The organism is Jiangella rhizosphaerae (genome assembly GCF_003579925.1).
In the GTDB taxonomy this organism is placed as follows: domain Bacteria; phylum Actinomycetota; class Actinomycetes; order Jiangellales; family Jiangellaceae; genus Jiangella; species Jiangella rhizosphaerae.
The window spans coordinates 1-5,167 of record NZ_QUAL01000061.1 but is presented as its reverse complement, the minus strand read 5'-3'; the positions used below and the strand labels follow the sequence as shown (position 1 = coordinate 5,167).

Below are 5,167 nucleotides of genomic sequence, written 5' to 3'. Positions count from 1 at the left end.
GGCTGGAGCGGCTGCCGGCCGGGGTCGCCGGCGCGCTGGCCGGTGGCGGGCTCGCGGCGGTCGGCTGGGCGGCGCTGACCTACGACGCGACGACGGCGTTCCCGGGCACGGCGGCGCTGGTGCCCGTCCTGGGGACGGCCGCGGTGATCGCCGCGGGCGTGGCGACGGTGGCGACCTGGCCCGGGCGGCTGCTCGGCACGGCGCCGATGCGGTGGGTGGGCGGGCTGTCGTACTCGCTGTACCTGTGGCACTGGCCACTGTTGATGGCGGCCAGCGCGGTGTGGGGCGCGCTGTCGCCGGCGCAGGGCACGCTGGTGGTCGCGGCGGCGTTCGTGCCGTCCTGGCTCACCCACCGGCTGGTCGAGGCGCCCATCCACCACGCCCGCGCGCTCGCCGTCCGGCCTCGGCGGGCCTTCGCCGTCGGGGTGGCGGCGACGGCGACGGCGCTGCTCGCCGCGCTGGTCACCGTCAGGGCGGTGCCGGAGTACGCGACCGCAGACGCCGCGCCCGGCGCCGCCGTCCTCGCTCCGGACCCGGCCGGCGACCCCGACGGCGCGCCCGTCGACCAGGTGCCCGCGCTGACCCCGGACCCGCTCGAGGTGCCCGAGGACAACCCGGACATCTATCCCGACGGCTGTCAGCAGAACGCCGAGGACGCCGATCTCGCCAGTTGCGCCTACGGCGACCTCGACTCCGACCGCGTCATCGCCCTGGCCGGCGACTCGCACGCCGCGCAGTGGCAGCCGGCACTGGACGTGCTGGGCGAGCGGTACGGCTGGCGAATCGAGACGTACACGAAGTCGTCGTGCGGGTTCTTCTCCGTCCAGACCACCACGGCGGCCGGCGTGCCGTACACCTCGTGCCGCGAGTGGAACGAGGCGCTGCTGGACCGCCTGACCGGGCCGGACCGGCCCGAGCTGGTGGTGACCTCGGGCAGCAACGCCTACCGCGTATGGGAGGACGGCCGCGAGCTGGGCGACGACGCCAGCGCCGACCGGCTCGCCGACGGGCTGCGCGAGAGCTGGGCGGCGGTGCGGGAGGCCGGCGTCGAGCTGGTCGTGCTGGAGAACACGCCGTGGCTGGCGCAGGACCCGGCCGAGTGCGTCAGCGCCCATCCCGACCAGCTCACCGAGTGCGCCCAGCCGCGCGCCGACGCCGTCGAGAAGGCCGGCGACGAGCAGCTCGTCGCGGCCCGCGAGCTGGGCGGCGTCGACGTCGTCGACCTCAGCCGGGCGATCTGCCCGACCGACGAGTGCCCGGCGGTCATCGGCAACGTGGTGGTCTGGCGCGACGACCACCATCTGACCGCGACGTACGCCCGCAGCCTCGCCTCGCACCTGGAGGCGCAGCTGCGGCCGTACCTCGCCGGCCGGCGCTCAGCCGCCTAGGAATTCCTCCAGCAGCGGCCCCGCGGTCCGCGAGCCGGACTCGCCGTCCTCGACGAACACCGCGACGGCGAGATCGCCCTGCGTGGCGATCATCCAGGCGTGCGTGCGCGGCGGCGACTCGGTGCCGTACTCGGCGGTGCCGGTCTTCGCGCCGACCGGGTCGCCGGGGACGTCGCCGAGGAACTCGCCGCTCCCCTCCTCGACGACGGCGCGCATGAGGTCTTGGAGGACGGCGGCCTCGTCGGCGGTCAGCGTGCTCTCCGGCGCGGCGGCCGCCGGCTCGACCAGCGTGGGCGCGACGGTGTGCCCGGCGGCGACCGACGCGGCCACCGTCGCCATGGCCAGCGGCGACGCCAGCACCTCGCCCTGCCCGATCATCGCCGCCGCGTGGGCCGTGCCATCGGCCTCGGCCGGGACCTCGCCGAGGAAGGCCGGAGCGCCGGTCGCGTTCTCGGCACCGAGCCCGAGCGAGGCCGCCGCCTGCGCCAGCGACGGCTGGTCGGCGACCTCGTTCTGGTTGATGAAGGCGGTGTTGCACGAGTTCGCCACCGCCTCGCGCAGTGTGATCTCGCCGATCGCGGTCGACGGGTAGTCGCTGTAGTTCTCGAACGCGCGGCCGTCGACGGAGGCCGCAGGCGTGCACTCGACGACGGAGTCGGCGGTCAGCCCGGCGCGCATCAGGGCCAGCGACGTCACCACCTTGAACGTGGAGCCGGGCGCGTACTGCCCGAGCGTCGCCGTCGAGTAGCCGTCGCCGCCCGGCCCGCTCGCGGCGGCCAGGACCGCGCCGGTGGACGGCTGGACCGCGACGATGGCGCTGGCGGGCTCGACGTCGGCGAGGATGCTCTCGGCACGGGTCTGCAGGTCGATGTCCAGCGTCGTCGTCAGCGGGGCGCCGGCGACCGGCTCGCGCTCGAACAGCACCTCCGGCTCGGCCGGCGCCGGTTCCTCCGCCGCGGGTGAGGCGCTGGGGTCGCCCGTGGCGTCGGCCGACGGCTCCGGCGGGACCAGCTCGACGGTGAGCCCCGGCGTGCCGCCGAGCTGCTCGTCGTACTGCGCCTGCAGCCCGGACAGCCCGACGACGTCGCCGGCGACGATGCGCCCGCCGGACTCCTCCACCAGCTCGGCGGTGGCCTCACCAACAGTGCCGAGGAGCGGCCGGGCGAACTCCCGCGTCGGCGCCAGTGCGAGGGTGTCCTCGATGGCGACGGCGCCCTCGATCGCCGCGATCTGGTCCAGCAGCGGCGCGGCGTCGGCCTCGCGCAGCGTGATGGCGTCGACGAACGCGCGCTCCCCCGCGTTCCGGACCCGCTCGGCCAGGCCGGCGGCGTCGACCCCGACCACTTCCGCCAGCGCGGCCGCGGACTCCGGCGCGAGCGCGGCGTCGACGCGGGTCTTGTCGATGCCGACGCGGTACACCGGCCGCTCGGTGACGATGACCTCGCCGCCCGCGCCCAGGATGTCGGCCCGCTGGGCCTGCGTGCGGGACAGGTCGAGGGCGGCGCCGTCGGTGAGCTGCGGGTGCAGGACCGCCGGTGACCAGTCGACGGTCCAGCCGGCCTCGGTGTCCTCGGCGACGCGCAGGGTCGCGGTGGTCTGGTAGGTCCAGTCCGGGGCGTCGGGCGTACCGCTGGCGGTGGGCGTCGGCGTCGCCGTGGGCTGGGCCGTGGGCGGGGCCGTGCCGGTGGTGGTCTCCGCGCCCGGAGTCGGCGCGGCGCCGGAGCCGTCGAGGTCCCAGCCGACGTCGAGCGTGACCTCGCGGGTCTCCTCGTCGTCGGTCTGCTCGATGTCGGCGACCGTGACCGTGCGGGTGGCCGCGCCCATGCCCTCGACCATCGCCTGGACGGCGGCCCCGGCATCCTCGGCGGTGGTGCCGCCGAGCGGGACGCCGGAGAAGTCGCCGGAGGCCACCGCCTGAGCCAGCTGCTCGGCGACCGGCGTCGCGTCGGGCGGATCATCGCCGCCGCAGCCCGCCGCCGTCATCAGCACACCCGCGGCCGCCGCGGCGAGGGTCCTCCGCCGCGCGTTCTTCCTGATCATCGCTCCCCGTTCCTGCTCGTTCCGCACACCCTAGCGCCAATGCAGTCCGGCACAGCGCCGGCCGAGACCGCTCGCGGCCCCTTGGAGATCTGCCGTCCTTTCGGACAGCAGACCTCCATCGCTGGCACAGCACCGGCCAGGACCACTCACGGGCCCCTTGGAGGTCTGCGGTCTCATCGGACAGCAGACCTCCATCGCTGGCACAGCACCGGCCGGGACCACTCGCGGCCCCTTTGGAGCTCTGCTGTCCTTTCGGACCGCAGACCTCCAGCGCCGGCCGAGCGTCACCCCGGCCGCCGCGCCGGTCAGCCCAGCCGCCGCGCCACCAGTCGGGCCACGTCGGCCAGCGCGGCGTCGACGCGCACGGCGTCGCGCTCCGAGCGGCGGCTCATCGCAACGATGACGATCGGCTCGCCGGCCGGGTTCCACGCCACACCGGCGTCGTTGTTGGTGCCGTAGTCGCCGGCGCCGGTCTTGTCGGCCAGCCGCCAGCCCTCCGGCAACGCGTCCCGGAACCGCGGCCCGGACGTCGTGTTGGCCAGCATCCAGTCTCGCAGCCGGCGCCGATCGCCAGGGCGCAGCAGGTCGCCGACGAGCAGGCCGGCGAAGGTCCGGGCCAGCGCCGCCGGCGTCGAGGTGTCGCGCTCGTCGCCCGGCTCGGCGGAGTTCAGCTCGATCTCCCAGCGGTCCAGCCGGGTGGCGCCGTCGCCGATGGACCGGGCGAACGCGGTCAGCCCGCGCGGGCCGCCGATCTCGCGCAGCAGCAGGTTGCCGGCGGCGTTGTCGCTGTAGCGGATCGCGGCGTCGCACAGCTCGGCGACGGTCATGCCGGTGTCGACATGCTCGGCCGTGATGCCCGAGCTCGGCAGGATGTCGGCCGGCGGGTACCAGACCCGGTGGTCCAGGCGCGTCTCGTCGAGGTCGCGCAGCACGGCGGCCGCTGCGATGGACTTGAACACCGACAGGATCGGGAACCGGTCGGCGGCCCGGTGCGCGATGCGCGCACCGGTCGCGAGGTTCGTCGCGCTGACGCCGAGCGTGACGTCGTGGGTGCGCTNGAACCGGTCGGCGGCCCGGTGCGCGATGCGCGCACCGGTCGCGAGGTTCGTCGCGCTGACGCCGAGCGTGACGTCGTGGGTGCGCTCGAGCTCGCGGACCGCCGGGTCCAGGCCCGCGGCGTCCCCGGCGACGCCGGCCCGGGCGCCGGCGCTCCCGGCGCCGACGAGCGCGCCGGCCGACGCGGCCAGTGGGACGGCCAGGCCGAGGCGCAGCAGGGTGCGGCGGCTGGGCTGCGGACGATCCATCGGGGTTCCTCCTCGGGTCGCGGAAACGAGCCCGCTCACCGTCGCAAGGCGGCCGCACCGATGTCCAAGACGCAACCATGACCGATCCATGCCGGATGTGTATGGTTGCTGCCCGTGGACCTGCTGCGGCACCTGGAAGCGTTCGTCGCGGTCGCCGAGGCGCGCAGCTTCACCCGCGGCGCGGACCTCTGCGGCGCCCCGCAGCCGGTGGTGAGCCGGCGCGTCGCGGCACTGGAGCGCGATCTCGGCACCGCACTGCTGCACCGCACGTCCCGGCAGGTCGAGCTGACCGAGGCCGGCCGCACGCTGCTCCCCCACGCCGCCGACCTCGTCGCCCGGGCCGGTCACTTCCGCGAGCTGGCCGCCGCCGCCCGCGCTGCCGGCGTCAGCGCCGGCATCCCGGCCGGACCCGACCCGCGGGCGCTGGTCGCGGCC

3 protein-coding genes and 2 pseudogenes are annotated in these 5,167 nt (G+C 75.8%); 2 read left to right on the top strand and 3 right to left on the bottom strand.

Going from position 1 to position 5,167, the window contains the following annotated elements:
• On the top strand, positions 1-1,388 hold a 1,388-nt coding region (locus DY240_RS31735; RefSeq protein WP_199701031.1), incomplete at its 5' end, for an acyltransferase family protein.
• Here the strand turns inward: DY240_RS31735 and DY240_RS07605 are convergent.
• The 3 genes and pseudogenes from DY240_RS07605 to DY240_RS33210 all read right to left on the bottom strand — a co-directional run.
• The gene (locus DY240_RS07605; protein ID WP_199701030.1) at positions 1,377-3,428 is read right to left on the bottom strand and encodes a penicillin-binding transpeptidase domain-containing protein; all 2,052 of its coding nucleotides are present in this window, start codon (positions 3,426-3,428) and stop codon (positions 1,377-1,379) included. The genes DY240_RS31735 and DY240_RS07605 overlap by 12 nt on opposite strands.
• A gap of 305 nt (positions 3,429-3,733) precedes the next feature.
• Positions 3,734-4,485: pseudogene (gene bla / locus DY240_RS34020) on the bottom strand (class A beta-lactamase); the annotation flags it as partial.
• 1 nt (position 4,486) lies between these two features.
• Positions 4,487-4,732: pseudogene (locus DY240_RS33210) on the bottom strand (class A beta-lactamase); the annotation flags it as partial.
• A 114-nt stretch (positions 4,733-4,846) separates the two neighbouring features.
• Between DY240_RS33210 and DY240_RS07595 the strand changes: the two are divergent.
• The coding region (locus tag DY240_RS07595; RefSeq protein ID WP_147375228.1) for a LysR family transcriptional regulator at positions 4,847-5,167 on the top strand (321 nt) is incomplete at its 3' end.

Bases quoted from the DNA above. Each gene is read 5' to 3' on its own strand.
- DY240_RS07605 (WP_199701030.1), bottom strand. From the start codon at position 3,428: ATGATCAGGAAGAACGCGCGGCGGAGGACCCTCGCCGCGGCGGCCGCG.